This window comes from Streptomyces harbinensis (assembly GCF_900116145.1).
In the GTDB taxonomy this organism is placed as follows: Bacteria; Actinomycetota; Actinomycetes; order Streptomycetales; family Streptomycetaceae; genus Streptomyces; species Streptomyces carpaticus.
This window is the reverse complement of sequence record NZ_FPAB01000004.1, coordinates 155798-180378: the sequence shown is the minus strand read 5'-3', so window position 1 is coordinate 180378 and position 24581 is coordinate 155798. Positions and strand designations below refer to the sequence as shown.

Below are 24581 nucleotides of genomic sequence, written 5' to 3'. Positions count from 1 at the left end.
CGCTTGACCCGAGCACGGTACCTGTCGCACGGCCGCCTTGACACGTTCCCGGCCTCCGTCCACCATCGGACCGAACGATCGGTCGGTGAGGATCGACGGAGGGGAGACCGCCCCATGACGGCCACAGACCCGGACCCGGACCCGGACACCTTCGAGCGGACGCTGGCCGCCGACGAGCGCGTCGAGCCGCGCGACTGGATGCCCGACGCGTACCGCGCCACCCTCGTGCGGCAGATCGCCCAGCACGCCCACTCCGAGATCATCGGCATGCAGCCGGAGGCCAACTGGATCACCCGCGCCCCCTCGCTGCGCCGCAAGGCGATCCTCATCGCCAAGGTGCAGGACGAGGCCGGACACGGCCTGTACCTGTACGGCGCCGCCGAGACGCTGGGCGTCGCGCGCGAGGAGCTGCTCGACGCGCTGCACGAGGGCCGCCAGCGCTACTCCTCGATCTTCAACTACCCCACCCTCACCTGGGCGGACGTCGGCGCGATCGGCTGGCTGGTGGACGGCGCGGCGATCACCAACCAGGTCCCGCTGTGCCGCTGCTCCTACGGCCCGTACGCGCGCGCCATGGTGCGGATCTGCAAGGAGGAGTCGTTCCACCAGCGGCAGGGGTACGAGCTGCTGCTGGCGCTCGCGAAGGGAACGGACGCGCAGCGGGCGATGGCGCAGGACGCCGTCGACCGGTGGTGGTGGCCGTCGCTGATGATGTTCGGGCCGCCGGACGCCGAGTCGCCGCACACCCGCCAGTCGATGGCCTGGAAGATCAAACGGCACTCCAACGACGAACTGCGGCAGCGGTTCGTGGACATCTGCGTCCCGCAGGCCGAGACGCTCGGGCTGACCCTGCCCGACCCCGCGCTGCGCTGGAACGAGGAGCGCGGCCACTTCGATCACGGACCGATCGACTGGGCCGAGTTCAAGGCCGTGCTGCGCGGCGCCGGCCCCTGCAACGAGCAGCGCATCGGCCAGCGGCGCCGGGCGCACGCCGAGGGCGCGTGGGTACGGGAGGCCGCCGCCGCGTACGCCCGCAAGCAGCGGGACCGGCGGCCGGCCGACGCGCGGCGCGAGCAGGGACGGGAGGTGGCGGCATGAGCGGGCAGGACGCGGACTGGCCGCTGTGGGAGGTGTTCGTCCGGGGCCGGCGCGGCCTGGCCCACACGCACGCCGGCAGCCTGCACGCCCCCGACGCCGAGCTGGCGCTGCGCAACGCCCGCGACCTGTTCACCCGGCGCGGCGAGGGCGTCTCGGTGTGGGTGGTGCCGGCGGCGGCGATCACCGCCTCCTCGCCGGACGAGAAGGACCCGTTCTTCGCCCCGGCCGCCGACAAGACCTACCGGCACCCGACCTTCTACACCATCCCGGACGGGGTGCGGCACCTGTGAGCCGGGAAGCGGCCGTGGACCGCGACGAACTGCTCGGGCTCGGCGACGACGCGCTCATCCTCTCCCACCGGCTCGCCGAATGGGCCGGCCACGCCCCGGTGCTGGAGGAGGAGGTGGCGCTGGCCAACATCGCGCTCGACCTGCTGGGCCAGGCCCGGGTGCTGCTGTCGATGGTCGGCGACGAGGACGCGCTGGCGTACCGGCGCGAGGAGCGCGCCTTCCGCAACGTCCAGCTGGTCGAACGGCCCAACGGCGACTTCGCGCACACCATCGTCCGCCAGCTGTACTTCTCGGTGTGGCAGGAACTGCGCTACCGGCAGCTCGCCCCCCTCCTGCCGCTGGCGGCCAAGGCGGTGCGGGAGACGGCGTACCACCGCGACCACGCCGAGCACTGGACGCTGCGGCTCGGGGACGGGACGGCCGAGAGCCACGAGCGGACCCAGCGGGCCGTCGACGCGCTGTGGCCGTACACCGGTGAGCTGACCGGGCCCGGCGGGCTGCCCGGGGAGTGGCTGGCCCGGGTCACCGCCACGCTGCGCGCCGCCGGGCTCACCGTGCCCGCCGGGCCGCCGCCCCGCACCGCCTGGGCGGCGGGCGGCGGGCGGCAGGGCATCCACACCGAGCCGTTCGGGCGGCTGCTCGCCGAGATGCAGCATCTGCACCGCAGCCACCCGGGGGCGTCCTGGTGACCGGGCGCGAGCAGGCGCGGGAGCGCGAGCGGGCGCAGGAGCCCGGGCGGGCGCCGGGGCGCGCACGCGGGCGGGAAGCCGAGCTGTACGCGGTGGCCGGTGCGGTCCCCGATCCGGAACTGCCGGTGCTCACCCTCGCCGAACTCGGCGTGCTCCGCGCCGTCCGGCTGACGGCCGACGGCGGCGCGGAGGTCGAACTGACCCCCACCTACACCGGCTGCCCGGCGGTGGAGACCATGGCCGACGACATCACGGCCGCGCTGCGCGGCGCCGGGGTGCCCCGGGTCGCGGTACGCACGGTGCTCACCCCGCCGTGGTCCACCGACGACATCACCGACACCGGGCGCCGCAAACTGCGGGCGGCCGGGATCGCCCCGCCGCGCCCCGGCGGGCTGCTCACCCTGGCCATCCACTGCCCGCGCTGCGACGCCGTGGACACCCCCGTGCTCAGCCGGTTCTCCGGCACCGCCTGCATGGAACTGCGGCGCTGCGCCGCCTGCCGGGAGCCGTTCGACCACATGAAGGAGATCTGAGGTGGCGGCCTTTCACCCGCTGCGGATCGCCCGCCGCGAACAGCTCACCGACGACGCGGTGGCGCTCACCCTCCAGGTGCCCGGGGACCTGGCCGAGCGGTTCCGGTACGCGGCCGGACAGCACCTGACGATCCGTCACCACGACGTCTCGGGCGCCGAACTGCGCCGCACCTACTCGGTCTGCGCACCGCCTCCGCGCGGCGGCCCGGTCCGCGAACTCACCATCGGCGTACGGCACATCCCCGGCGGCGCCTTCTCCGGCCACGCGGTGCAGGACCTCGCCGAGGGGGACACCCTCCAGGTGCTGCCCCCGGCCGGCGGCTTCACCCTCCGCGAGGACGGCCCCGGCGGCGGCCACGCGGTCGCGATCACCGGCGGCTCCGGCATCACCCCGGTGCTGGCGATGGCCGCCGCCGCCCTGGACCGCGACCCGGCCGCCCGGTTCACTCTGCTGCGCAGCGAACGCACCGCCGCCGCCGCGATGTTCCTGGAGGCCGCCGCCGACCTCAAGGACCGCCACCCCGGCCGGCTCCAGCTGCTGTACGCCCTCACCCGGGAGGAACGGCACACCGGCCCGGCCACCGGACGGCTGGACAGCCCCCGGCTGCGCACCCTGCTGCCCGCGCTGGTCCCGGTCGCGGAGGTCACCGACTGGTACCTGTGCGGGCCGCTCGGACTGATCGAGGCCGCGCGCACGGCGCTCGGCGCGCTCGGGGTGGCGCGTACCCGGGTGCACGCCGAACTGTTCCACGCGGGCACGGAAGCCGGCGCGCCCCCGCCCCCCGCGCCGGTGCCGCACGCTCCCGGCGCCCGGCTCACCGCCACCCTCGGCGGCCAGACCGCCACCTGGCAGCCGCGCCCCGGCGAGACCGTGCTGGAGACGACGCTGCGCAACCGTCCGGACGCTCCGTACGCCTGCAAGGGCGGCGTCTGCGGCACCTGCCGGGCCCGGCTGCTGCACGGCGAGGTGCGGATGGCGCGCACCTACGCCCTGGAGGAGGACGAGCTGGCCGCCGGCTACATCCTCCCCTGCCAGTCCCACCAGGCCACGGCCGCCGTCGAGGTGGACTACGACACGTAGCGCGCCGGGGGCCCCACCGCGTCTGTCCGGTGGATCCCGGGGCGGCAGGGGCCGCCGGACAGGCCCCGGGGCGGCTGCGGCCGTCGCCGGCCCGCCTCGCCCGCCGAACGCCGTACGCCCGGACAATTCGGCTGCGCCCCCGCCCCCGTTCCGGCAGGATCCCGGATATGCCGACTGTCGCCGTATCACCCGGGATCTCCCTCGCCTACGACTGCTTCGGCGACCCCGGCGACCCCCCGGTGCTGCTCGTCATGGGGTTCGGCGCCCAGCTGATCGCCTGGGAGGACGGCTTCTGCCGGGCGCTCGCCGCGCGGGGCCGCCGGGTGATCCGGTACGACAACCGCGACTGCGGCCTGTCCACCCGCTTCGACGACCACCCCGTGGACCTGCCGCGCTTCATCGACGCCGTCACCGCCGGGGACCTCCCGGCCGCCCGCGCGATGATGCCGTACACCTTGCAGGACATGGCCGAGGACGGTCTGGGCCTGCTCACCGCGCTCGGCATCGACCGCGCCCACGTCGTCGGCACCTCGATGGGCGGCATGATCGCCCAGCTCATGGCCATCACCCACCCCGAGCGGGTGCGGACCCTGACCTCCATGATGTCCACCACCGGCGAAAGCGGGTACGGGGAAGCCGGCCCCGAGGCCCTGGCCGCGCTGCTCGCCCCGCAGCCCACCGACCGCGCGGGCCGGATCGCCGCCGCCGAGCGGCAACTGCTGTGGGCCTCCCGGCGCTATCCCGACCCGGCGGCGCTGCGCGACCTCGCCGCCCGGAGCTACGACCGCGCCCCCGAGCCGGCCGGCGCCGGCCGCCAGGTCGGCGCGATGGTGCTGGCCGGCTCCCGCGCGGACGGGCTGCGCGCCCTGCGCGTCCCGACCCTGGTCGTGCACGGCCTGGACGACACCCTCATCGACCCGAGCGGCGGCCGGCGCACCGCCGAACTGGTCCCCGGAGCGGAACTCCTCCTCGTCCCCGACATGGGCCACGACCGGCCGCCCGCGCTGTGGCCCGTCCTGGTCGACGCCCTCGCCGCCCACACCGCCCGCTGAGCCCGGCATGTACGGCACCGGACGGATGACCCTGCGGCCGTTCACCGGCACGGCGGCCGACGCGGCGCTCGTCCTCGCGCTGGACAGCGACCCCGAGGTGATGCGCTGGATCAACGGCGGCCGGCCCACCACCCCGCGCACCGTACGGGAGCGGACGCTGCCCCGGCTGGCCCGCCGGTACGCCTGCCTGGGTGGCCGGCCCGGGTTCTGGGCGGCGCACCGCCGGGCGGACGGCGCGTTCCTCGGCTGGTTCGAGCTGCGGCCCCTCGACGCCGGCAGCGCCGCCGTCCTCGAACTCGGCTACCGGCTGACGCGCGCCGCCTGGGGCCATGGCTAGGCCGTGTCTTTCGGATCTTCGTGGATCAGGCCGCGTCGTCAGATGCGGTGCATCGCAAGGCGGAGGATCTCGCTCGTACCGGGTCGTACTCGCGAGATGCGACAACGCAGCGAGGTGCCGTAGCTGGCGGCGCGGCCCCGCGAAGATCCGAAAGACACGGCCTACGCCACCGAGGGCGCCCGCGCCCTGGTCGAGGCCGCCTTCACCGACCTCGGGGCCCGCCGCGTCACCGCCAACACCATGGCCGTCAACACCGGATCGCGCCGCGTCATGGAGAAGGCCGGACTGCGCTTCGTCCGCTCGTACACCGGCGACTGGCCCGAGGCCATCCCCGGCTCGGAGCACGGCGAGGTGGAGTACGCGCTGACGGCCCCCGGTCCAGCACCCCATCCAGCACCCGCTGGACCGGATCTCGCGCCCCAGGGGTGACAACAGAGAACCGGAACACAAGGGGGGACCCGATGGGTCTCGCGATCGAGACAACGGGGCTGGTGAAAACCTTCGGCGCCCAGCGCGCCGTCGACGGGATCGACCTGGCCGTGCCGGCCGGCACCGTCTACGGGGTGCTCGGCCCCAACGGCGCCGGCAAGACCACCACCGTGCGGATGCTGGCCACCCTGCTGCGCCCGGACGCCGGGCGGGCGCTGGTGCTGGGGCACGACGTGGTGCGGGAGGCCGCCGCCGTACGCGACCTGGTGAGCCTCACCGGACAGTACGCGTCGGTGGACGAGGACCTGACCGGCGAGGAGAACCTGGTGCTGCTGTGCCGGCTCCTCGGCCACCGCACCCCGGCCGCCCGCGAGCGCGCCGCCCAGCTGCTGGAGGTCTTCGGGCTGACCGGCGCCGCCCGCCGCCAGGTGAAGAACTACTCGGGCGGCATGCGCCGCCGGCTCGACATCGCCGCCAGCATCGTCAGCACCCCGGAGCTGCTGTTCCTGGACGAGCCGACCACCGGCCTCGATCCGCGCAGCCGCAACCAGGTGTGGGACATCGTGCGCGCGGTCGTCGCCCGGGGCACCACCGTGGTGCTCACCACCCAGTACCTGGACGAGGCGGACCAGCTCGCCGACCGGATCGCCGTCATCGACGCCGGCCGCGTCGTCGCCGAGGGTACCCCCGGCGAGCTGAAGTCCTCGGTCGGCGCCGGCACCGTCGCCGTACGGCTGCGCGACCCGGAGCAGCGCGAGGCCGCCCGCGCCGTCCTGGCCACGGCGCTCGGCACCCCGGTGCGCGCCGCCGCCGACCCGCTGGCGCTGACCGCCCGCACCCCGCCCGGTGGCGCGGCCGGCCCGGCCGCCCGCGCGCTCGCCGAACTGAGCGCCGCCGGGATCACCGTCGACGAGTTCGCGCTGGGCCAGCCCAGCCTGGACGAGGTCTTCCTCGCCCTGACCGACCGCAAGGAGGCGTCCGCCGCATGAGTACCGTCACCGAGACCGGAACCGGCGACGCCGCGCAGCCGGTCGCCACGGGGGAGGCGTTCCACGCCGCCCTGGACGGCGGCCCCGCCCGGCCGCCCCGGCCGAGCGCCGCCGCGGCCTCGCTGGCCTTCACCTGGCGGGCGATGCTGAAGATCAAGCACGTACCGGAGCAGCTGTTCGACGTCACGGCGTTCCCGGTGCTGATGACGCTGATGTTCACCTATCTCTTCGGCGGCGCGCTGGCCGGCTCGACCGCCGAGTACCTGGACTATCTGCTGCCCGGGATCATGGCGATGAGCGTCGTGATGACCACCATGTACACCGGCGTCTCCGTCAAGACCGACATGGAAAAGGGCGTTTTCGACCGGTTCCGCACCCTGCCCATCTGGCGGCCGTCCGTCATGGTCGGCTATCTGCTGGGCGACGCCTTCCGGTACGCGATGGCCTGCGTCGTCATCCTCACCGTGGGGCTGGTGCTCGGCTACCGGCCGGGCGGCGGGGCGGCCGGGGCGCTGGCCGGGATGGGGCTGCTCATCCTGTTCGCGTTCGCGTTCTCCTGGCTGTGGACGTACCTGGCGCTGCTGCTGCGCTCGGAGAAGTCGGTGATGGGCGTGTCGATGATGCTGCTCTTCCCGCTCTCCTTCCTCAGCAACATCCTGGTCGACCCGGCGACCATGCCCGGCTGGCTCCAGGGCTTCGTGGACGTCAACCCGGTGACCCGGGTGGTGGCGGCCGTGCGCGGGCTGATGGGCGGCGAGCCGGTGGCCGGGGATCTGCTGTGGGTGGCGGTGGCCTGCGCGCTGCTGGTCGGGGTGTTCGGGACGCTGACGATGCGGGCCTACAACCGGAAGTGAGCCGGTTCCGCCGGGCGGTACGTGCAGTGCGTGCCGGTGGTGACGGAGGCGCGCAGGTGGGCGGCGAGCGCCGGGTGGCGCACGTCCAGCTTGCGCAGGGTGTCGCGGATGCGGGCGGTGACGGTCTTCCGGGCCCGTTCGGCCGCGTCCCCCAGCCGCCGGGGCCGGCCGGCGAGCCCGGCGGCGGCCCGCAGTTCGGCGACGAGGGCGGCCCGTTCGGCGTCCAGGGCGGTGGCCTTCTCGTCCCGGCCGAGCGCCGCCGCCCGGTCGATCTCCTCGTCGAGGGCGGCCAGATGCCGCTGGTAGCGGGCGCGCGCCTCGTCGTCGAGCACCGGGTCGGCGCCGGGCGGGACGGGAGCGCCCGGATCCGGGGAAAGCAGGGACGTGGCGGGGATCCCGGTGCCCGGGTTGGCGATCAGCTGCCGCAGATCGTGCAGCCCCTTGGCGTCCGGGACATGGACGGTGACGCCGTCGTACGTCAGCGTCCACACCCCCTCCTCGCCGGCCGCCCCGTCGCCCGGCCGGAACACGTTCGCGGCGGGCAGCGGCCCGCCGGTGGCCAGGCCCAGCGCGGCGGCCTCCGCCCGGACCCGGTCCCGCAACTCCGCGGCCCGAGCGGTGTCGCCGGGCCCACCGCGTACGGTGAGGGCCGCCGCGAGCCGGGTGCGCGCCTCCAGCGCCCAGGGGCGCGCGCCCAGCGCGTCGGCCGAGCCGGCCGCCGCCTCGAACGCCGCCACCGCGGCGTCCCGGTCGCCCAGCGCGGCCTCGGCCACCCCGCGCCACAGCGCCATCGGACCGCCGATGTCGTACCCGTACAGCGCCACCGCCCACCGGCCCTCGTGCGGCGCGATCGCGTCCCGCGCCCGCAGCGCCAGGGCCCGGTCCGCCGTCACCTCGGCCGCCTGCGCCTGGAAGCGCAGCCACAGCGCGGCCATGTCCCCGGCGTAGCGGCGGTCGCCGTCGGTGCCGATGGCGGCGAGCGTCCGCAGCACCGCCGGACGGTCACCGCGGTGCGCCGCCGTGATCCCGGCCAGCAGCTCCGGGCAGGGGTGCTCGTGGGCGGTCAGCCGGGCGTGCAGCGCGTCGAGTTCGTCGTACCGGCCGCGCAGCAGCCCGAACGACCAGGTCAGATGGGCGTCGGCGAACGGGATGCACTCCGCCTCCGGCGCCTGCGCCAGCTCCCGCAGCCGCCGCCACTGCCGGTCGGCGAGCGCGAAGTCACCGCGCAGCGCCGCCCCGATGGCCTCGTCCGTGTACACCGACAACCGGTACCGGGGCAGTCCGCGCCGCCGGCCGACCGCCGCGAACTCCCGCAACTGCGCGGCGTAGCCGGGATCGCCCAGTTCCACCAGGGCCACCCAGCGCAGCGCCATGCCGAAGTGCTCGGCGTCGATGTCGCCGGTGCGCCGGGCCAGGGCCAGGATCTCCCGGGTGAGTACCTCGCGTTCGGCGGCGTGCTCGGGGGACCAGATCGTGTTGTAGCGGGCCAGCAGGCTGAACGCGAGCGTCGCGTCGTCGCCCCCCGGCGGGCGCGTACCGCCGCCTGGAGCGCCACCTTGCGGGCCAGCCGCTCCAGCTCGGCCCAGCTCCCGGCGGGCCCGGGCGCCGCCACCTGCCCGGCGCGGGTCAGGGCGCGGGTTGCGGCCAGCAGCATCTCGGCCTGGAACGGGCGGTGTTCCTCGCCCTCGACCCGGTACAGCGACAGCGCCACCCGGGCCAGCAGCCCCGGATCGTCCAGCTCCCGCGCCTCGTCGGCGGTGCGGCGCAGCACGTCCCAGTCGCGGACGCTCTCGCCGTACCGCAGCCCGGTCAGCACGCGGGCGCGGGCGTCGTCCCCGGCGCGTGCCAGCCGGTGCGCGTGGCGCAGATGGCCGGTGGCCTCCTCGTGGGCGAGGCGGTTGGTGGCGTCGGCGGCTGCCGCCTGCAGGATGTCCAGCCGGTCGGCCGGCGGCAGGGTGTCCCCGGCGAGACGGGCGTGCCGGGCGCGTTCGGCGGGCGGCGCGCCGTCGCCGAGGGCGCGGACGGCGGCGGCGTGCCGGTCGCGGGCGTGTGCGGCGGGCAGCGCCTCGTACAGCACCTCGCGGACGAGATCGTGCGCGAAGCCGTACCGGTCCCCGGTCGGCGGGGTGAGCAGCCGGGCGGTGACGGCTTGCCGCAGCAGGGCCGCCGCCTCGGCCGGGTGGGTGCCGGAGACGGCGGCGAGCAGCGGCAGGCCGAACTCCCGGCCCAGGACGGCGGCGTGGCCCAGCAGCGCTGTCACCGGCGCGGACAGCAGGGCCAGGCGCCGGTGCAGGGCGTCGCGTACGCCGGGCGTGATCTCGCCGAGTGCGGCGGTCTGTTCGATGAAGAAGGGGTTGCCGCCGGTACGCCGGTGGGTGGCGTCGATCAGCGCCGCATCCGGCGCCTCGCCGGTGGTGCGGGCGAGCAGCGCGCCGGTCTCGTCCCGGCTGAGCCCGGTCAGCGCCAGGGTGGTGGCGGGCGCGGATACGGCCGGCGGGCCCTCGGGTCCGGTGTCGCGGTGGACGCCGATGAGCAGCAGGCGTTCGAACCAGGTGTGCCGGGCGGCGAATTCCAGCAGCCGCAGCGAGGCGCCGTCCGCCCAGTGCAGATCGTCCAGGACGACGAGGACGGGCCGGTGCTGGGCGGCGGCGACCAGCGCGGAGGTGACGGCGTCGTGCAGGGCGAACGCGTCGGCCTCCGGCGCCGTCCCGGTGTGCGGGTCGCCGAGCAGGGCGGCGAGCGGCCCGTCGAGTACGGTGCCGGGCTCGGCGCGCCGCAGTGCGCGCAGCACCTGCGTCCAGGGCCAGTAGCCGGGGGTGCCGGCCGCCTCCCAGCAGGAGCCGCCCAGGACGAGCGCCCCGCCGCGCCTGGCCTCCTCGGCGGCGCCGGCCACCAGCGTCGTCTTGCCGATGCCGGCCTCGCCGGTGACCAGGATCAGCCCGCCGTGGCTGTCCCGGGCCCGGGCGACGGCCGAGCGCAGGACGCCGGCGGGGTGTTCACGTCCGATGAGGGGTGTGGGGTCCACCGCCGCACCATAATCGAACAAAGGTTCCTTCCCTTTGCTTCGCATGTGGAAGAGGATGGCACGATGCAGCGCAACGACTCCTCTTCCGCCACCCCGCGCGAGATCGCCGACGGCTACGTCGACGCCCTCGTCGCCCTCAACCCGGTCGTCGGCACCCAGCTCGGTGTCACCCCGGACGCGGACGGTTTCCCCGACTACTCCCCGGCCGGCCACGCCGCCCTCGCCGAAACCGAACGCGCCACGCTGGCCCGGCTGGACGCCGCCGAGGCCGCCGGCCGGGCCGCCGACCCCGACGAGCGGCGCGCCGCGCGGCTGCTGCGGGAACGGCTCGGCGCCTCCCTCGCCCTGGAGGAGGCCGGCGAGAACCTCCGCCAGGTCAGCAACCTCTTCTCCCCGGTGCAGCAACAGCGCTCGGTCTTCCTGCTGATGCCCACCGCCACCGACGAGGACTGGGCCGTCATCGGCCGCCGGCTGCGCAACGTCCCGGCCGCGCTGCGCGGTTACGCCGACTCGCTGCGGGCCGGCAGCGCCCGCGGCCTGAACGCGGCGCCGCGCCAGGTGGAGACCGTCGTCGAACAGCTGGACGCCTGGCTGGAGTCCGACTGGTACCGCACCTTCGCGGCCGGCGGCCCCGAGGCCCAGCGCGCCGAACTGGCCGCCGCCGCCGACGTCGCCACCACCGGTTTGTCCGAGCTACGCGCGTATCTCGCCGAAAGCTACCTGCCCTCCGTCGCCGGCACCCCGGACGCGGTGGGCCGTGAGCGCTACCTGCTCTCGGCGCGCCGCTGGACCGGCTCCGATCTCGACCTGGCGGACGCGTACGCGTACGGCTGGGAGGAGTTCCATCGCCTGGAGCGCGAGATGCGCGCGGTCGCCGCCGAGATCCTGCCCGGCGAGTCGACGTTCGCCGTGATGCAGTACCTGGAGAAGAAGGGCCAGGCGATCGAGGGCGAGGAGGAGATGCGGGTCTGGCTCCAGGACCTGATGGAGCGCGCCATCGGCGAACTGGACGGTACGCACTTCGACCTGGCCGACCCGATCAAGCGGGTCGAGGCCCGGATCGCCCCGCCCGGCAGCGCGGCGGCCCCGTACTACACCCGGCCGTCCCTGGACTTCGCCCGGCCGGGCCGTACCTGGCTGCCGACGCTGGGCGAGACCCGGTTCCCGGTGTGGAACGTCGTCTCCACCTGGTACCACGAGGGCGTCCCCGGCCACCATCTCCAGCTCGCGCAGTGGGTGCTGGTGCAGGACCGGCTCTCCCGCTTCCAGGTGAGCGTCGGCTCGGTGAGCGCGGCGACCGAGGGCTGGGCGCTGTACGCCGAGCGGCTGATGGACGAGCTGGGGTACCTGACCGACCCGGCGCACCGGCTCGGGTACCTCTCCGGCCAGATGCTGCGCGCGGTGCGGGTGATCATCGACATCGGCATGCACCTGGAGCTGAAGATCCCGGCGGGCGAGAGCTACCACCCGGGCGAGGTGTGGACGCCGGAGCTGGCCACGGAGTTCTTCCGGACCCACACCGGCACGGAGCCGGAGTACACCCGCTCCGAGCTGACCCGCTACCTCGGCATGCCGGGCCAGGCGATCAGCTACAAGCTGGGCGAACGCGCCTGGCTGGCCGGCCGGGAGGCGGCCCGCGCGGCGCGGGGCGACGCGTTCGACCCGAAGGCATGGCACATGGCGGCGCTGTCGCTCGGCTCACTCGGCCTGGACGATCTGACGGACGAACTCGCCGCCCTGTGACCGCCCGCTGACCCACCCCTGCCCGGGACGGCCACCGGCGGGCCACCCGGGCGGGGGCGTGGTGCGGCTCAGTCGCGGAGGGTCGCGACGGCGTCGGTGAAGAGGCGTTCGATGTCGTCCGTTCCGCCCGAGCGGTACCAGGCGTCGACGGCCGCGTCGAGGCAGGCCAGGGCGGCGGCGACGAAGGCCAGGGCGCGGGGGTCGGGGTCCGGCGAGGGGGGCAGGCCGAGGCGGCGCTGGATCTCGGGGGCGAGCAGTTCCTGCCAGCGCAGGTGTTTCTCCAGGTGCCGGGCGCGCAGGGAGGGTGCCTGGTCGTGGATGCCGGCGAGGATCAGCTGTTCCTTCTCGCTGCCCGCGCGGCGCCGCAGTTCCTTGAACGCCTCCCGGATGGCCGTCCACGCCGATTCCTCCGGCGGACGGGCCTCCAGCGCCGCGCGCACCGTTTCGCCCAGCGCGTCGGTGTCGCCGAGAACGACGTCCTCCTTGCTGCCGAAGTAGTGGAAGAACGAGCGGCGCGAGATGCCGACGGCGGCGGCGATCTGATCGACGGTCGTCGCCTCGAAGCCGTGCTCCGCGAAGAGCCGTACGGCGGTGGCGGCGATCTCCGCGCGCGCCGCGCTGCGTGCCCGCTCTCGGAGCGTGGGGGTGTCGGCCATGCTTCCAGTGTAGGAAGACGTATGCGGTGCAGGGTCTTGCACTCAGTGCAAGAGTCTGCCTAGAGTACGGGTATGCGTTCCATCGACTTCACGGGTCAGACCACGATCGTCACCGGCGCCAGCTCCGGCATCGGTGCCGCCTTCGCGCGGGCGCTGGCCGGCCGCGGCTCCGATGTCGTCCTCGTCGCGCGGCGGCGCGACCGGCTGGAGAAGCTCGGCGCGGAGCTGCGGGAGCGGTACGGGGTGCGGGCCGAGCCGGTCGCCCTCGACCTGAGCGAGCCGGGGGCGGGCCGGCGGCTGGCCGCCGAGCTGGAGCGGCGGGGCATAGCGGTCGACGGACTGGTGAACAACGCGGGGTTCGGCACCGACGGCCCGTTCCACGCGGAGGATCCCGGCCGGCTCACCGACGAGATCACTGTCGACGTGGCCAATCTCGTCGATCTCACCCGTGCCTTCATCGGACCGCTCCGTGCCTCGGGGCGGGGCGTCCTCGTCAATGTGGCGAGCATGGCTGCCTACACCCCCATGCCCGGGATGGCGGTCTACGGTGCCTGCAAGGCGTTCGTCCTCAGCTTCACCGAGGCGCTGTGGCACGAGGCGCGCGGCACCGGCCTGCGGGTGCTGTCGCTCGCCCCGGGGCTCACCCGCACCGAGTTCTTCGACGGTCTGGGCAGCGGCGCCTACCGGGGCAGATACCAGACCCCCGAGCAGGTGGTCGCGACCGCGCTGCGGGCTCTCGACCGCGGCAGACGGCCCAGTGTGCAGTCCGGCCGCCTCAACGGGCTGGTGGTCGGCCTGCCCCGCTTCACCACCCGCCGGCGGGCCGTCCTGATCAGCGGCGCGATCTCGGCACGGTCGGCGGGGACGGCGGGGACGGGGACCACCGTGGCGGCCTGAGGTGCGGGCCGGCGGACGGCGCGGCGGTGCCCTACGGGCGGGGCGGGCCGCCCGGGGTGATCAGGCCGGACTCGTAGGCCGTCACCACCGCCTGGGCCCGGCTGGTCAGGGCGAGCTTGTTCATCAGGCGCTTCACATGGGTCTTGACGGTGGCTTCGCTCAGGACCAGGTGGGTGGCGATCTCCGCGTTGGTCAGGCCGCGGCCGACCAGTTCCAGCACATCCGTCTCGCGCGGGGTGAGGACGTCCAGGCCCGGGCGGTCGTGCCGGGGCGGGGCGGTGCGGTGGTGGTGGGCGTAGGTCTCGACCAGGTCCCGGGTGATGCGCGGCGCGATGAGCATGTCGCCGGCCGCGACGGCGCGGACCGCGGAGACGATGCGGTCGGGCGGGGTGTCCTTCAGCAGGAAGCCCGCCGCGCCCTCGCCGAGCGCGGTGTAGATGTAGACGGGCAGGTCGAAGGTGGTGAGGATGATGATCCGCGGGGGCGCGGCGCCGGCCGCGCGCAGGATTTCGCGGGTGGCCGCGATGCCGTCCATACCGGGCATCCGGATGTCCATCAGGATGACGTCGGGCCGCTGCTCGGCGGCCAGGTGCACGGCGCGGTCGCCGGTGCCGGCCTCGCCGGCGGCGCACATGCCGTCGGTGGCGTTCAGCAGGGCGACCAGGCCGGCCCGGATGAGCGGCTGGTCGTCGGCCACCAGGACCCGGATGGTGTTCACCGGGCCGCTCCGGCCGGCAGCCGCAGCCGGACCTCGAAGCCGCCGTCCGGGTGCGGGCCCGCGCTCAGTTCGCCTCCGTGCAGCGCCGCCCGTTCCCGCATGCCGGTGATGCCGTACGACCCGGGGCGCGGCTCCCGGGCGGGCGCGGCGGCCGGGGCGCCGGTGTTCCTGATGGTCAGGGTCACCTCCCGGGCGCCGTGGTCGAGCCGGACGCGGGCGGTGGCGGCGGGGCCCGCGTGCTTGAGGACGTTCGTCAGCGACTCCTGCGCCACCCGGTGCACGCACACCGCGAGGTCCGCGGGGACGGCCCGGCGTTCCCCGGTGACCGTCAGTTCGACCGCGAGTCCGGCGGCGCGGGTGCGGCGTACCAGTTCGGCGATGTCCTCCGGCGGGGCCGGGTCCTCGTCCTCCACGCGCAGCACGTCCACCAGGCGGCGCAGTTCCGTCAGCGCCTCGCGGCTGGATTCCCCCACGGTGGCGATGGCTTTGCGGGCGGTGGGCGCGTCGCGGTCCAGGACGTACCCGGCGAGTCCGGCCTGGAGGGAGACCACCGACATGTGGTGGGCGACGACGTCGTGCAGTTCGCGGGCGATCCTGGCGCGTTCGCGGGCCGCCGCCCGGCCGGCCTCCCGGGCCCAGTTGCGGGTGGCCCGGCCCAGCAGCCAGGCGATGACGGTCACCAGGACGGCCTGGACCACCTCCGACCAGAGCGGTGGCGTGGCGGAGATCTCGTACACCAGGACGGTGAGCAGCGCCATGGCGGCGCACAGGACGGCGGCGGTGGTGCGCGGGCACATCATCGCGACCGTGAACATGGCGACCAGCAGGCCGGCGCCCGCGTTGGGGAAGTCGCCGTGGCCGAGCAGGGCGTAGAGCAGCTCGGCCACGATGATGACGGTCATGGTGGCGACCGGGGCCACCCGGCGCAGGGCGACCGGGGCCACGGTCAGCGCGGCCAGGGTGCCGGCGGCGGGCCCGGCGCCGGGGGTGTGGGCGGTGGTGATCAGCGACAGGACGGTGAGCACGCCCGCGAGGAACACATCCATTCGCAGCTGCCGGAAGTTCGTGCCCACCCGCCCCACCGTAGTCAGCCGACTGTCCGCCTACCCCTGTGGGGGTAGGCGAAGTTACCGTCCGCGGGGGACGCCGCCCGTCCCCGCGCCTCGTAGCGTCGGGTGGTGTGAACCGACGTGTCAGCACCCTGATAGCCCTGGCCATCCTGCCGGCCGCCCTGGTCGCCTGCGACGAGGAGGAGACCGTTCCGGACGCTCCCCCGGCCGGGGAGGCGGCGCTCCAGCGGGAGGCCGACGCCCTGCTGGATCTCGGCGCGCCGGGGGTGCTGGCCACGGTCGTCACACCGGACGAGGAGATCACCGTCCGCAGCGGGTACGGGGATGTCGCCGAGGAGACGCCGATGCCGTGGGACGCGGCGTTCCGGGCCGGCAGCTTCACCAAGCCGTTCGTGGCGACGGTGCTGCTCCAGCTGGTGGGGGAGGGCGCGCTCGACCTGGAGGACAGCGTCGAGGACTGGCTGCCGGGTCTGGTGGAGGGCGAGGGCATCGACGGCTCCGCGATCACCGTGCGGCAGCTGCTCCAGCACACCAGCGGGCTGCCGGAGTACCTGCTGGGGTTGCCGGAGATGTTCACGGAGGAGGGGTTCGGTCCGGCGCAGGACGCGGAGTACACCCCGGAGGAGCTGATCGCTCTGGCCGTGGCGCAGCCGCCGGCCTTCGCGCCGGGAGAGGGCTGGCAGTACTCCAACACCAACTACGTGCTCGCCGGGATGATCATCGAGCAGGTCACCGGGAACGGCTGGCACCAGGAGGTGCGGGAGCGGATCGTCGAGCCGCTCGGGCTGTCCGGCACCTCGGTGCCCACCGGTGGCGAGAAGGGGCTCCCGGAGCCGCACGCCAGGGGCTACGCGCGGTTCGTCGTCGATATGACGGACGAGACGCCGGTCTTCGGCGATCCCCTCGACGTCACGGAGCTGAACCCGGACGTGCCGTGGGCGGCCGGGGCGATCGTCACCACCACCGAGGACGCCACCACCTTCCTGCGGGCGCTGCTCGGCGGCGAGCTGCTGGGCGAGGCGCAGCTGGCCCTGATGAAGGAGACGGTGCCGGCGCCGGAACTGGAGGCGTCCTGGCCGGCGGCCGAGTACGGTCTGGGCCTGATGCGGCTGCCGCTGGAGTGCGGGGATGTGTGGGCGCACCAGGGCGACATCCAGGGCTTCATGACCCGCGACGGGGTGACCGAGGACGGCACCCGCAGTGTGGCCGTGTCGGTCAACACCAACGTCCTGCTGCCCGAGGGCGACACCCCGATGCCGGAGGGTGACGCGACGCGGGCGCTCATCGAGAGCGCGCTGTGTTCCTGACCTCCAGGTGAGCGAGCAGGTGTTCGGTGGCGGCGGTGATGTCCCGCACCGCCGCCTCGAACACCTCTTCGTTGTGGGCGGCCGGCCGGTGGAAGCCGGACACCTTGCGTACGTACTGCCGTGCCGCCGCCTCGATGTCCTGCTCCGTGACATCAGGGGCCATCGGGGGCCGCAGGGTCTTGATGCTTCTGCACATGCTTCCAGTGTGCCGCGCGGCACCGACAACGCCCAGCTCAGCGCAGAGTCGCACAACACAAGCGCGCAATAGTCCACAGGCGGGCCGTCATCGTCCACACGGTCCCGCCCTAGCATCAGGGCATTGCACGTGTGCGAGCCGCGCGACCCATCCCCCTCCACCCCCCACATCCGGACGGAGCATCGCATGCGCAGGACGAGCGCAAGGTTCAAGCTGGCCTCGGTCACGGCCGTCGCCACCGCCGTCGCCACACTGGGCGCCCTGACCGCCTCCAGCGGCACCGCCGCCGAGGTACCGCAGGACACCGTGTCGACCCTGGCCGTGGGCACCCCCACCGGCTTCGGCGCGGGCACCACCGGCGGCGCCGGGGGCACCACGGTGACCGTGACCAACGCCAGCCAGTTCACCGAGGCCGTGCAGCGCTCCGGCGCGGTCGAGGTGCGGGTCAACGGCACCATCCAGCTCAGCTCGATGACCAAGGTCGCCGCCAACAAGACCGTCATCGGCGTCGGCAACAACGGCCGCGTCACCGGCAGCGGCCTCAACATCAGCGGCGTCTCCAACGTCATCATCCAGAACCTGACGTTCTCCGGTTCGAACGACGACGCGATCAACATCGAGCGCTCGACCCGGGTCTGGATCGACCACAACACCCTGACCAACGCCTACGACGGCCTGGTCGACATCAAGCGGGCCTCGGACAACATCACCGTCTCGTGGAACCGGGTGTACGGCCACGACAAGACGATGCTGCTCGGCCACGACGACGGCAACGCCTCCGAGGACCGGGGCAAGCTGCGGGTCAGCTACCACCACAACTGGTTCGACGGCACCAACCAGCGCAACCCCCGGGTCCGCTTCGGCAACCCGGTGCACGTCTACAACAACTACTACGGCGGGGTGACCAGTTACGGCGTGGCCTCCACCAGGGAAGCCGGCGTCCTGGTCGAGGGCAACTACTTCGAGAACACCCGCGACCCGTTCCATCTCGGTGAGGGCTCCTCCCCGGCGGGCACCCTCGTCGCCCGCAACAACCACTTCGTCAACTCCGGCTCCGGCCAGGCCGGCGGTTCGGTGAACGGCATCCCCTACAGCTACAGCCTGGACGCGGCCTCCAGCGTCAAGTCGATCGTCCAGTCGGGCGCGGGCGCCGGAAAGATCTGACCCGGCCCGCACCACCCCCGCACCACCCGCACCACCCCCGTGCCCGGACCGGCCCCGGCCTTGTCCGGGTACGGTCATGGGGTTATCTTCCTCGCACGTTTCCCACGGCGGACGAGGAAGTTCTCCATGGCACGACGTCGGCCCCGCCCCACCATCGGGCTCGTCACGGCCAACATCCACCTCGGCGTCGGCGCCACGCTGTGGGCCGGCGTCCTGGAGGCGGCCGAGCGCAACGACGTCAACCTGCTGTGCTTCCCCGGCGGCGCCATCCGGCCCGACGGCGCGGACGGCGCCGCCCGCAACGCCCTCTACCGGCTGATCTCCCCCGACCACCTGGACGGCGCGATCTGCTGGACCTCCACCCTCGGCCTGCCCGCCCCCGGCACCGCCCCGGCCGCCCGGCTCACCGAACGCCTCGCCGCGCTCGGCGCCGTCGTCAGCCTCAACCGCGCCCTGGACGACCACGAGACGCTGCGGCTGGACAGCAACACCGGCATGCGCCGCGCCGTCGGCCACCTCACCCGCGAACACGGCCGCCGCCGCCTCGCCTGCATCCGCGGCCCGCTGGCCAACCCGGTCTCCGTGGACCGGTTCCGCGCCTACACCGACGCCCTCGCCCGGTACCGCCTGCCGTACGACCGCGCCCTGACCGGCGCCTCCGTCGACTTCGCACCCGGCGCCGGGGCCGCCGCGATGCGGGTGCTGCTGGACGTCCGCGGGCTGCGCCCCGGCCGCGACTTCGACGCCGTCATCGTGTGCAGCGACGCGCTGGCCGCCGACGCGCTGCGCTTCCTCACCCACCGGGGCGTGCGGGTCCCCGAGGACGTGGCGCTGATCAGCTTCAACGACTCCGCCGAGGCCCGGATCAGCGATCCGCCGCTCACCTCCGTCGCCCTGCCGTTCGGCGCGCTCGGCGCGCTCGCCGTCGACACCCTGCTGGCCCGGCTGCGCGGCACCGCGCCGCCCGCCCGGCGGGCCGTGCCCGGCACGCTGATGATCCGCCGGTCCTGCGGCTGCCACTCACCGCTGGTCGGCGAGGTGGACCGGGGCCCGGACGGCGGCGGCCCGGGCGATCTGCCGCCGGGGCTCGCCGGCCTGTTGCCCGCGCTGGAGGAGACCACCGGCACCGCTTTCCTCGCCGGTCTTGAACGGCTGATCAGCAGCCGGGTGCACGCGCCGGAGCACGCCGCCGCGTGGGACCGCGCCCTGGTGGCCCTGCGCGCCGCCGCGCCCGTACCGGGCGACGCGCGCCGGGAGCGGTTGCTCGGCCAGGCCCGGCTCATGGTGGCCGACAAGACCCAGCGGCTGCTGGAGTACGAGCGCTGGACGAAGGAGCAGGAGGCACGCGGACTCCAGGAACTGGCCGCCGCGCTCACCACGGTCACCGACACCGCCGCGCTGACCGGCGCGCTGGATCGCCGGCTGCCGCCGCTGGGCATCCCGGCCGTCCGGCTGCTGCTCGACCCGGCGCCGGCCCCGCCCGACGCGACCGCCTCACCGGACGCGCCCGCCCCGCCCGTACCGTCCGGCCTTCCGCTGCCCCCGGCGGACGGGCCGCGCTGGACGGCCGTTCTCGAACCGCTGCACATCGGCGCCGAACATCTCGGCTTCGCGCTCTTCGAGACCGGCCCGCTCCGGGCCGCCGCCCGGCACGGAGCGCTCTTCCGGGCGCTGGGCGACCAGATCAGCGCGACGCTGAAGGGTGTGCGGCTGTTCGAGGAGGTACGCCGGGCCCGGGATGCCGCCGAGCGGGCCAGCCGCGGCAAGACACGGCTGCTGGACAACGCCACGGACGAACTGCGCACCCCCGTCGAGGCGATCCTGCGGCGGCTGCGGCCCGGCGACCCGGGGCACGCGGATGCCGCCCAGTTACTGCTGCTGATCGACGACTTGCTGGACCTGTCCCGTTCGGAGATCGACGCGCTCGACCTCAATCGACAACTGATCGATCCCCGACCGCTTTTGATCGAGACGTGCACGGACGTCTGCACCGCCCGCCTCCCGGCCCGGCTGCCCGCCGTCGTCGCCGACCCCGCCCGGCTGCGGCAGATCCTCGGCAACCTGCACCGCGCCGCCGCCGGCCCCGGCAGCCGGCTCACCGCGGACCTGCGGCCCCCGTACCTCGTCCTGCGCCTCACCGCCCCCGGCCTGCGGACCGCCGCGCCGCCCGGCGACCCCGACCAGCTCTTCCAGCCCTTCGCCACCGGCCGGCCGGGAAACCGCCTCGGCCTGGCCATCGCCCGCCGGCTCGCCGTCCTGCACGGCGGCGCGCTCGGCTTCGCGGACGGCGCGTTCGTCCTCGAACTCCCGCTGCCCGCCCCGCCCCCCGACGCCGTCCACGCGCTGCCGCCGGCCGGCGCCGCCGGCAGCCGTACCCTGCTCATCGCCGCCGCCACCGCCCCGCCCCCCGACCTCACCGCGCTCGCCCGCCGCCACGGCCTGCTGCCGCACCACCTGCACCCGGACGACGACCTCGCCACCCTCACCGCCCCGCCCGGCCCGGCCGCCATCGCCTGGGACGCTGCCCACACCCGCCCCCAGGAGTGGTCGGTGATCCGCCGGCTCCACGACCACCCGGCGCTGCGCCACACCCCGTTCCTGCTGTACGGGATCGAGGGCACCGCCGCGCTCGGCCGCCCCGACCTGCACACCGCCCTCACCGCGCTGCGCCCGCCCGGACCCACCCGGCCCGCGCTGATCGCCACCGCCGTGCCGGCCACCCGCGAGGAACTGCGCCGGCTGCTCACCGCCGTCCTGCCGGGCCGCACCGTGCGCGCCGCCGCCGACGGCACCACCGCGCTCGCCCTGCTGGCGGAGGACGCCGGGCCGCCCGCCCTGATCGTCACCGACCGGGTGCTGCCCGACATGGACGGCTTCGACCTGGTCGACCAGGCCCGCGACCTCACCGGCGCACCGGCGGCCACCCCCGTCCTGCTGCTCAGCGACGACGGGTTCACGGCGGCGGACCTCCGCCGGGCCGAACCCCACCCCGGTCTGGTGCTGCTGGGGCGCCAGGTGCTCAGCGCGGCGGAGACGGCCGTCCTGCTCACCACGATGACCCAGCGCACGGAACCGGCGCCCGCGCCGGTGCGCGCGGCGCTCGCCTATCTGGAGGCGCACTACCGGCAGCACATCACCCGCTGGCAGGTGGCGCAGGCGGCGGGCATGAGCGAGGACCACCTGGGGCGGCTGTTCCACCGCGAGATCGGACTGACCCTGTGGGAGTACCTGACCCGGCTGCGCATCCGCCGCGCCATGGCCCGGCTGCGGACCAGCGACGACACCATCCAGACCGTGGCCCGCGCGGTCGGCTTCCACGACCGCGCCTACTTCACCCGCGTCTTCCGCCGGCACACCGGGCACACCCCGCACGCCTACCGCGAGGGCGGTCCGGGCAGCTGAGCGGCGATCTTGTGAACATTCTGTTCACTGCAATTCGTTGACAAGGGAACGTGCTCTCACTGAGGATGGCGGCATGACCGACGACCCCTTCACACCCCCCGACCCCGGCACCGCCGCCGCCCGGCGCGCCTACGCCGCGCTCTTCCGGATCGCCGAGCGGCACGCCGCCGACGACGCCCAGCGCGCCCGGCAGACCCATCCCGCCGTGCTCGCGCCGCACGAGGCGGTGCGGCTGGTGGCGTTCCTGCTCAGCGGCGCCGCGCTGCCCGCCGACGGCGAGCCCGAGGTGGACCGGGCGGACATCACCGCCGCCCTCACCCTCCTGCCGCGCGCCCGCGCCGAGCTGGACGAGGTGGAGGCCGGGCTGATCACCATGGCCAGGGGCCGCGGGCTCACCTGGCAGGAGATCGCCTTCGGCCTGGGGCTCGGCACACCCCAGGCCGCCCGCCAGCGGCTCGCCCGGCTCAGCGAACGACTGCCGGACGCCGCCCCGGGCGCCCCCGCCACCACCGTCCCGGACGCCGACCCGGCGGAGCGCTGACCCGGCGCGCCGCCGGCCGGGCCTCACCGCAGCTCGGCCGCCGCGAGCGACCCCGGCGCCCGCCCCTCCCGCGCGAACCGGTTCGCGGTGCGCTGGAGCAGCTCGTTCACCGGCGTCTCCACCCCGTGCAGCCGCCCCAGCTGCACAATCTCCCCGTTCAGATAATCCGCCTCGATCGACCCCGCGCCGCGCCGCAGGCTCTGCCACGACGAGCCGTGCGCGGGGTCGCCGCCCGGCACCGGCCGCATCCGCATCCGCTCCCCGCGCAGCGCCGCCTGCTCCTCCTCCGACGCGAACGCGATCCCGGCGGCCCGCAGCACCGCCACGCCCTCCGCCCTGGCCCGCGCCGCCAACTCGGCCGAACCCGGCTCGCTCGCCGAACCGGTGATCGCCTCCACCGCGTTCGCCAGGTTCGACAGCAGCTTGGCGTACTTCCACCGCATCACGTCCCCGGCCACCGGCGCCAGGAAGTACGCCGTCTCCAGATCGGCCGCGACCCGCCGCGCCACCTCGTCCGTCCCGTCCGGGAACCGGCCGATGTGCAGCATCCCCGTCAGCGGCGCACACGGCGCGGTGATGACCCCCGGCGCCAGGAACTGCGCCGGCAGCCACACGCACACCCCGTACACGTACCGGAACCGGCGCAGCGCCAGACGTTCGTTCACCACCCCGTTCTGCGCGCACAGCAGCGGCAGCCGCTCCCCGGCCGTCCCGCCGCCCGCCACCGGGCGGCCGGCCCAGGACTCCAGCGCCGCCACGGTGTCCTGGGTCTTGACGGCCAGCACGAGCACGTCGTCCTGGCGCAGCTCGACGGCCTCGGGCCGGTCGGCCGCCGGTATGGGCAGGGTCAGGGAGGCGTCGGGGGTCCGCAGCCGCAGGCCGCCGTCGCGCAGCTCCGCGTAGTGGGCACCGCGCGCCACGAGGACGACCTCGTGACCCGCCTCGTGCAACCGCCCGCCGATGGCTCCGCCGACCGCTCCCGCTCCGATGATGATGTAGCGCATACGCCCCATCATCACCCCACCACCCCGCACCGCCCCCCGCCGTCGCCTCTTCGGCGGCGGCACGGTTGCGGCCCGGCGCCCGCGCCCGCAGCGTGGAGGACGTGCCCCTCCACCGTGTGACCCAGGAGCGTACGGACCGGAGCGCCGACCTGTACGCGCTGCCCGGCAGCGGCCGGGCCCTGCCGCGCTACACCCTGCCCGAGGGGCCGATGCCCGCCCGCGAGGCGTACCAGCTGATCCGCGACGAACTCGCGCTGGACGGCAACTCCCGGCAGAACCTGGCCACCTTCTGCACCACCTGGTCCGAACCCGAGGTACGGGCCCTGATGACCGACACCCTCGACAAGAACATGGTGGACAAGGACGAGTACCCGCAGACCGCCGAACTGGAGGCGCGCTGCGTCCACATCCTCGCCGCGCTCTGGCACGCCCCGCACGGCGCCGCCGCCGTCGGCTGCTCCACCACCGGATCGAGCGAGGCGGCGATGCTCGGCGGTCTCGCCCTGCACCGCCGCTGGCGGGCCCGGCGCCGGGCCGCCGGGCTGCCCGCCGACCGGCCGAACCTGGTGTGCGGCCCGGTGCAGGTGTGCTGGGAGAAGTTCGCCCGCTACTTCGACATCGAGCTGCGCCGGATGCCGCTGCTGCCCGGCCGCACCACCTCCGACCCCGCGCAACTCGCCCGGTACTGCGACGAGAACACCATCGGCGTGGTCGCCACCCTCGGCGTCACCTTCACCGGCGCCTACGAACCGGTCGAGGAGATCGCCACCGCCCTCGACGCGCTCGCGGCCCGCACCGGGACCGACGTACCGATCCACGTGGATGCGGCGAGCGGCGGCTTCGTGGCGCCGTTCCTCCAGCCGGGCCTGAAGTGGGACTTCCGGATCGAGCGGGTGAAGTCCGTGAACTGCTCGGGCCACAAGTTCGGCCTCGCCCCGCTCGGCGTGGGCTGGGTGGTGTGGCGGGACGCCGGCGACCTGCCGGACGAACTCGTCTTCCACGTCGACTACCTCGGCGGCGACATGCCCACCTTCGCGCTCAACTTCTCCCGCCCCGGCGGCGAGATCGTCGCCCAGTACTACAACCTGCTGCGGCTGGGCCGCACCGGCTACCAGGCCGTGCAGCGCGCCTGCGCCGACACCGCCGTCGCGCTCGCCGACGGCATCGCGGGGCTCGGCCCCTTCCAGGTGCTGCACGACGGCCGCGCCGGACTGCCCGTGGTGTGCTGGACGCTCACCCCCGAACGCGCCGCCGACCGGGCCGGCTGGACCCTGTACGACCTGGCCGAACGGCTGCGGCTGCGCGGCTGGCAGGTCCCCACCTACCCACTGCCCGCCGACCGCGAGGAGACCGTCGTGCAGCGGGTGGTGGTACGCCACGGGGTCAGCCGCGATCTGACCACCCTGCTGCTCGCGGACGTGCGCGGGGCGCTGGCCGAGCTGGCCCGCCATCCGGCGGCCACAGCCGAGCAGCGCCCCGCGTTCCATCACTGAGGGACCGGCGTCC

General features: G+C 74.8%; 21 protein-coding genes and 2 pseudogenes. 17 read left to right on the top strand and 6 right to left on the bottom strand.

The genetic code is table 11. From position 1 onward, the window contains the following. The first annotated feature begins 114 nt into the window (after window positions 1-114). From paaA to BM385_RS12220, 10 genes and pseudogenes are all read left to right on the top strand, one after another. Complete coding sequence (gene paaA / locus BM385_RS12265) at window positions 115-1098, top strand: 1,2-phenylacetyl-CoA epoxidase subunit PaaA (RefSeq protein WP_093843064.1); 984 nt, start codon at window positions 115-117, stop codon at window positions 1096-1098. Then, the gene (gene paaB, locus BM385_RS12260) at window positions 1095-1388 is read left to right on the top strand and encodes a 1,2-phenylacetyl-CoA epoxidase subunit PaaB (protein WP_019432056.1); all 294 of its coding nucleotides are present in this window, start codon (window positions 1095-1097) and stop codon (window positions 1386-1388) included. The genes paaA and paaB overlap by 4 nt, the downstream gene beginning before the upstream one ends. After that, a complete protein-coding gene (gene paaC / locus BM385_RS12255) occupies window positions 1385-2077 on the top strand; it encodes a 1,2-phenylacetyl-CoA epoxidase subunit PaaC (RefSeq protein ID WP_246337869.1) in 693 nt (230 codons plus the stop codon). Before paaB ends, paaC begins: the two co-directional genes overlap by 4 nt. Beyond that, window positions 2074-2610 carry a 1,2-phenylacetyl-CoA epoxidase subunit PaaD gene (gene paaD, locus BM385_RS12250; RefSeq protein WP_093843062.1) on the top strand — a complete coding sequence of 179 codons (537 nt, stop codon included), beginning with the start codon at window positions 2074-2076 and terminating at the stop codon, window positions 2608-2610. Before paaC ends, paaD begins: the two co-directional genes overlap by 4 nt. A gap of 1 nt (window position 2611) precedes the next feature. Continuing rightward, window positions 2612-3691: a 2Fe-2S iron-sulfur cluster-binding protein gene (locus BM385_RS12245; RefSeq protein WP_093843061.1), complete on the top strand. Its 1080-nt coding sequence runs from the start codon at window positions 2612-2614 to the stop codon at window positions 3689-3691. Between the two features lie 167 nt (window positions 3692-3858). Next, window positions 3859-4743, top strand: a complete 885-nt coding sequence (locus BM385_RS12240; protein WP_093843060.1) for an alpha/beta fold hydrolase — start codon at window positions 3859-3861, stop codon at window positions 4741-4743. A gap of 7 nt (window positions 4744-4750) precedes the next feature. After that, window positions 4751-5077: pseudogene (locus tag BM385_RS12235) on the top strand (GNAT family N-acetyltransferase); the annotation flags it as partial. A 165-nt stretch (window positions 5078-5242) separates the two neighbouring features. After that, window positions 5243-5509 (top strand): annotated as a pseudogene (locus BM385_RS12230) (GNAT family N-acetyltransferase); the annotation flags it as partial. Between the two features lie 32 nt (window positions 5510-5541). After that, window positions 5542-6498 (top strand): ATP-binding cassette domain-containing protein, encoded by a 957-nt coding sequence (locus BM385_RS12225; RefSeq protein WP_093843058.1) that lies wholly within the window; start codon window positions 5542-5544, stop codon window positions 6496-6498. Further along, window positions 6495-7352 (top strand): ABC transporter permease, encoded by an 858-nt coding sequence (locus tag BM385_RS12220; protein ID WP_093843057.1) that lies wholly within the window; start codon window positions 6495-6497, stop codon window positions 7350-7352. Before BM385_RS12225 ends, BM385_RS12220 begins: the two co-directional genes overlap by 4 nt. Before the next feature lie 1126 nt (window positions 7353-8478). Here the strand turns inward: BM385_RS12220 and BM385_RS28370 are convergent. Next, complete coding sequence (locus tag BM385_RS28370; protein WP_367889595.1) at window positions 8479-10377, bottom strand: ATP-binding protein; 1899 nt, start codon at window positions 10375-10377, stop codon at window positions 8479-8481. A 63-nt stretch (window positions 10378-10440) separates the two neighbouring features. On the opposite strand from BM385_RS28370, the gene BM385_RS12210 reads away from it, so the two are divergent. After that, window positions 10441-12120 (top strand): DUF885 domain-containing protein, encoded by a 1680-nt coding sequence (locus BM385_RS12210; RefSeq protein WP_093843056.1) that lies wholly within the window; start codon window positions 10441-10443, stop codon window positions 12118-12120. 68 nt (window positions 12121-12188) lie between these two features. Here the strand turns inward: BM385_RS12210 and BM385_RS12205 are convergent, their stop codons facing one another. After that, the gene (locus BM385_RS12205) at window positions 12189-12776 is read right to left on the bottom strand and encodes a TetR/AcrR family transcriptional regulator (RefSeq protein ID WP_093843055.1); all 588 of its coding nucleotides are present in this window, start codon (window positions 12774-12776) and stop codon (window positions 12189-12191) included. Between the two features lie 72 nt (window positions 12777-12848). On the opposite strand from BM385_RS12205, the gene BM385_RS12200 reads away from it, so the two are divergent. Continuing rightward, a complete protein-coding gene (locus BM385_RS12200) occupies window positions 12849-13673 on the top strand; it encodes an SDR family NAD(P)-dependent oxidoreductase (RefSeq protein WP_093843054.1) in 825 nt (274 codons plus the stop codon). 31 nt (window positions 13674-13704) lie between these two features. On the opposite strand, the gene BM385_RS12195 is transcribed toward BM385_RS12200, so the two are convergent. Continuing rightward, window positions 13705-14391 (bottom strand): response regulator, encoded by a 687-nt coding sequence (locus BM385_RS12195; protein WP_093843053.1) that lies wholly within the window; start codon window positions 14389-14391, stop codon window positions 13705-13707. Next, entirely contained in the window at window positions 14388-15464 is a 1077-nt protein-coding gene (locus BM385_RS12190; RefSeq protein WP_217650949.1) for a sensor histidine kinase, read from the bottom strand. The genes BM385_RS12195 and BM385_RS12190 overlap by 4 nt, the downstream gene beginning before the upstream one ends. 107 nt (window positions 15465-15571) lie before the next feature. Here BM385_RS12190 and BM385_RS12185 point away from each other — a divergent pair, with 107 nt between their 5' ends. Beyond that, window positions 15572-16768 carry a serine hydrolase domain-containing protein gene (locus tag BM385_RS12185; protein ID WP_139275169.1) on the top strand — a complete coding sequence of 399 codons (1197 nt, stop codon included), beginning with the start codon at window positions 15572-15574 and terminating at the stop codon, window positions 16766-16768. Here the strand turns inward: BM385_RS12185 and BM385_RS12180 are convergent. Beyond that, entirely contained in the window at window positions 16743-16964 is a 222-nt protein-coding gene (locus BM385_RS12180) for a DUF2277 domain-containing protein (RefSeq protein ID WP_026047136.1), read from the bottom strand. The two genes, BM385_RS12185 and BM385_RS12180, sit on opposite strands and share 26 nt — an antisense overlap. 186 nt (window positions 16965-17150) lie before the next feature. Between BM385_RS12180 and BM385_RS12175 the strand changes: the two genes are divergently transcribed. The 3 genes from BM385_RS12175 to BM385_RS12165 all read left to right on the top strand — a co-directional run bounded on the left by BM385_RS12175 (window position 17151) and on the right by BM385_RS12165 (window position 22071). Then, entirely contained in the window at window positions 17151-18128 is a 978-nt protein-coding gene (locus tag BM385_RS12175; RefSeq protein WP_093843051.1) for a pectate lyase family protein, read from the top strand. A gap of 126 nt (window positions 18129-18254) precedes the next feature. Then, complete coding sequence (locus BM385_RS12170) at window positions 18255-21530, top strand: substrate-binding domain-containing protein (RefSeq protein WP_093843050.1); 3276 nt, start codon at window positions 18255-18257, stop codon at window positions 21528-21530. 73 nt (window positions 21531-21603) lie between these two features. Then, the gene (locus tag BM385_RS12165; protein WP_019432037.1) at window positions 21604-22071 is read left to right on the top strand and encodes a hypothetical protein; all 468 of its coding nucleotides are present in this window, start codon (window positions 21604-21606) and stop codon (window positions 22069-22071) included. 23 nt (window positions 22072-22094) lie between these two features. On the opposite strand, the gene BM385_RS12160 is transcribed toward BM385_RS12165, so the two are convergent. Further along, a complete protein-coding gene (locus tag BM385_RS12160) occupies window positions 22095-23075 on the bottom strand; it encodes a ketopantoate reductase family protein (RefSeq protein WP_019432036.1) in 981 nt (326 codons plus the stop codon). A gap of 101 nt (window positions 23076-23176) precedes the next feature. Here BM385_RS12160 and gad point away from each other — a divergent pair, with 101 nt between their 5' ends. Continuing rightward, on the top strand, window positions 23177-24568 hold the full coding sequence (gene gad, locus BM385_RS12155) for a glutamate decarboxylase (RefSeq protein ID WP_093843326.1): 1392 nt from the start codon (window positions 23177-23179) through the stop codon (window positions 24566-24568). Window positions 24569-24581 lie beyond the last annotated feature (13 nt).

Excerpts from the sequence above, each read along its gene's own strand:
- paaA (WP_093843064.1), top strand. The coding sequence starts at position 115 with ATGACGGCCACAGACCCGGACCCGGACCCGGACACCTTCGAGCGGACG.
- paaB (WP_019432056.1), top strand. The coding sequence starts at position 1,095 with ATGAGCGGGCAGGACGCGGACTGGCCGCTGTGGGAGGTGTTCGTCCGG.
- BM385_RS12240 (WP_093843060.1), top strand. The coding sequence starts at position 3,859 with ATGCCGACTGTCGCCGTATCACCCGGGATCTCCCTCGCCTACGACTGC.
- BM385_RS12225 (WP_093843058.1), top strand. The coding sequence starts at position 5,542 with ATGGGTCTCGCGATCGAGACAACGGGGCTGGTGAAAACCTTCGGCGCC.
- BM385_RS12220 (WP_093843057.1), top strand. The coding sequence starts at position 6,495 with ATGAGTACCGTCACCGAGACCGGAACCGGCGACGCCGCGCAGCCGGTC.
- BM385_RS12210 (WP_093843056.1), top strand. The coding sequence starts at position 10,441 with ATGCAGCGCAACGACTCCTCTTCCGCCACCCCGCGCGAGATCGCCGAC.
- BM385_RS12205 (WP_093843055.1), bottom strand. The coding sequence starts at position 12,776 with ATGGCCGACACCCCCACGCTCCGAGAGCGGGCACGCAGCGCGGCGCGC.
- BM385_RS12200 (WP_093843054.1), top strand. The coding sequence starts at position 12,849 with ATGCGTTCCATCGACTTCACGGGTCAGACCACGATCGTCACCGGCGCC.
- BM385_RS12180 (WP_026047136.1), bottom strand. The coding sequence starts at position 16,964 with ATGTGCAGAAGCATCAAGACCCTGCGGCCCCCGATGGCCCCTGATGTC.
- BM385_RS12175 (WP_093843051.1), top strand. The coding sequence starts at position 17,151 with ATGCGCAGGACGAGCGCAAGGTTCAAGCTGGCCTCGGTCACGGCCGTC.
- BM385_RS12170 (WP_093843050.1), top strand. The coding sequence starts at position 18,255 with ATGGCACGACGTCGGCCCCGCCCCACCATCGGGCTCGTCACGGCCAAC.
- BM385_RS12165 (WP_019432037.1), top strand. The coding sequence starts at position 21,604 with ATGACCGACGACCCCTTCACACCCCCCGACCCCGGCACCGCCGCCGCC.
- BM385_RS12160 (WP_019432036.1), bottom strand. The coding sequence starts at position 23,075 with ATGCGCTACATCATCATCGGAGCGGGAGCGGTCGGCGGAGCCATCGGC.